This is a genomic window from Kitasatospora sp. NPDC047058 (assembly GCF_040643935.1).
Classification (GTDB): domain Bacteria; phylum Actinomycetota; class Actinomycetes; order Streptomycetales; family Streptomycetaceae; genus Kitasatospora.
The window spans coordinates 1-2,681 of record NZ_JBEYVJ010000674.1; the positions used below are offsets into that span (position 1 = coordinate 1).

Sequence of the window (2,681 nt, forward strand, 5' to 3'; positions counted from 1 at the left end):
TCGGACGCGAACAGCAGGTCGTTACGGGGCGAACCGCTCTCCAGGATTTCACCCTTGAAGTCGAACGCCCGGCGCAGCCCTCGCCCGAGCGCCGGCTCTTCGTGGCCCGGACGGTCGCGATCGGCGCCTCCGGCGCGGCGGCGGCCATCGTCGGCAACGGCGCGTACGGGGTGCTGCGCGGACCGCGGCTGAAGCAGGTCACCGTCCCGCTGGCCAAGCTGCCCGCGCAGGCGCACGGCTACCGGATCGCCGTGGTCAGCGACATCCACCTCGGGCCGATCCTCGGCCGCGGCCACACCCAGCGGATCGTCGACACGATCAACGGCGCCCGGCCCGACCTGATCGCGATCGTCGGCGACCTGGTCGACGGCACGGTGCCCGAGCTCGGCCCCGCCGCCGAACCGCTGGCACAGCTGCGGGCGCGCGACGGCGCGTACTTCGTCACCGGCAACCACGAGTACTTCTCCGGCGCCGCGCCCTGGGTGGACTTCGTCCGCGAGCTCGGCGTCCACCCGCTGCAGAACGCGCGGGTCGAGCTGCCCGGCTTCGACCTGGCCGGGGTCAACGACCTCGCCGGCCGCTCCGAGGGCGAGGGACCGGACTTCGACAAGGCGCTCGGCGACCGCGACCGGGCCCGCACGTCCGTGCTGCTCTCGCACCAGCCGGTCACCGTCCACGACGCCGTCCGGCACGGCGTGGACCTCCAGCTCTCCGGCCACACCCACGGCGGCCAGCTCTGGCCCGGCAACTACCTCGCCGAACTGGCCAACCCCACCGTCGCCGGGCTGGAGCGCTACGGCGACACCCAGCTCTACGTCACCCGCGGCGCCGGCGCCTGGGGCCCGCCGGTCCGGGTCGGTGCGCCGTCCGACATCACCATCGTCACGCTGGCCTCGCTCCGGGCCTGAGCAGGGGTGCGCCGCCGGGGGCTCAGGGCTGCTCGCCCTCGCCCTCGGTGTCGATGTGCGGCAGCACCCGGTCCAGCCACCGGGGCGTCCACCAGGCGGCCGCCCCGAGCAGCGTCATCACGGCCGGCACCAGGAGCAGCCGCACCACGGTGGCGTCGATCAGCACGCTGACGGCCAGCCCGAGGCCCATCATCTTGATGACGATGTTGTCGCTCACGATGAAGGCCGCGAACACGCTGACCATGATCAGCGCCGCGCAGGTGATCACCCGGGCGGTGATCTCCAGGGCGTGCGCGACGCTGCCCCGGCTGTCCCCGGTGCGCAGCCAGGCCTCGTGCACCCGGGACAGCAGGAAGATCTCGTAGTCCATGCTGAGGCCGAAGACGATGGCGAACATCATCATCGGGACGTAGCTCTCGATCGGCACCTCCCCGGAGACCCCGAGGGCCGGCCCGCCCCAGCCCCACTGGAAGACCGCGACCAGCACGCCGTACGAGGCGGCGATGGAGATCAGGTTGAGCACGGCGGCCTTCACCGCGACCAGCACGCCGCGGAAGACGAGCAGGATGATCAGGAAGGCCAGGCCGACCACCACGGCGATGATCGGCAGCAGGCGCTCGGCGACGATGTTGCGGAACTCGACCTGGGCGGCGGTCGTGCCGGTCACGTAGGTCTTGGCGCCGGTGCCCGCCGCGGCCTGCGGCAGGACGGTGTCGGAGAGGTCGTCGACCAGGTCGGTGGTCCGCTGGTCCTGCGGCCGCTGCGCCGGGGTGACGGTGTCGAAGAGCACCGCGCCGTCCGAGCTGGTCTGGAGCGGGGTGGCGCCGGCCGCGTAGGGCAGGCCGGTGAGCGCCTGCTGCAGGTCGGCCTGCAGCGCGGGCCGGGCGTCGGCCGGGACGGCGCTCTGGTCGACGACCACCGTGACCGGGCCGTTCGAGCCGGGCCCGAAGGCGTCGGACATCAGGTCGAAGGCACGCCGGTCGGTGAACGAGACCGGGTCGGCGCCGTCGTCGATGTGGCCGAGCTGGATGGAGAACAGCGGGATGGCGAGGACGCCGACGACGACCAGCCCGGCGGTCAGGAACCACCACGGGCGGCGTTCCACCCGTTGGGCGTAGCGGTGCCAGCTGCCGGTGATCTCCTCGCCCGGCGCGGCCCCGGTCTCGGCGATCGGCCGGTGCACGGTCCAGCGGTCCATCCGGCGGCCGATCAGGCCCATGCACGCCGGGAGCAGGGTCAGTGCGGCGAGGACGGCGGAGATCACGGTCACGCCGGCGGCGGCGCCCAGCTTGGCGATGAAGTTCACCCGCGAGACGGCCAGGCCCGCCAGCGCGATGACCACCGTGCAGCCGGAGACCAGCACCGCCCGGCCGCTGGTGGCCACGGCGTGCCCGGCGGAGGCCACCGGGTCCCTGCCGTCCATCAGGTTCTGCCGGTGCCGGGTGAGCAGGAACAGGGCGTAGTCGATGCCGACCCCGATGCCGATCATGGTGGCCAGGGTCGGGGCCACGGTGGCGAACGTGGTGGCCGCCGCCAGCAGGCCGAGCAGCCCGAGGCCGACGATCGCGCCGATCAGGGCGGTGACCAGCGGCAGCCCGGCGGCGATGACGCTGCCGAAGCCGACCAGCAGCACGACGACCGCGACCCCGAAGCCGATCAGCTCGCTCAGCCGGTCGTCGGCCGGCGGACGCGCCAGCTCGCCGAGCGGCCCGCCGTACTCCACCTGCACCCCGGCGTCCCGCAGCGGGGCCACGGCCGCGTCCACGCCGTCCA

Annotated in this window: 2 protein-coding genes; one reads left to right on the top strand and one right to left on the bottom strand. The window is 73.6% G+C overall.

From position 1 onward, the window contains the following. A partial coding sequence (locus tag ABZ885_RS39115; protein ID WP_360199663.1) for a metallophosphoesterase occupies positions 1-908 on the top strand: 908 nt, incomplete at its 5' end. A 22-nt stretch (positions 909-930) separates the two neighbouring features. Here ABZ885_RS39115 and ABZ885_RS39120 read toward each other — a convergent pair. Then, positions 931-2,681 (bottom strand): MMPL family transporter (locus ABZ885_RS39120; RefSeq protein ID WP_360199665.1); only part of this gene is annotated, 1,751 nt, incomplete at its 5' end.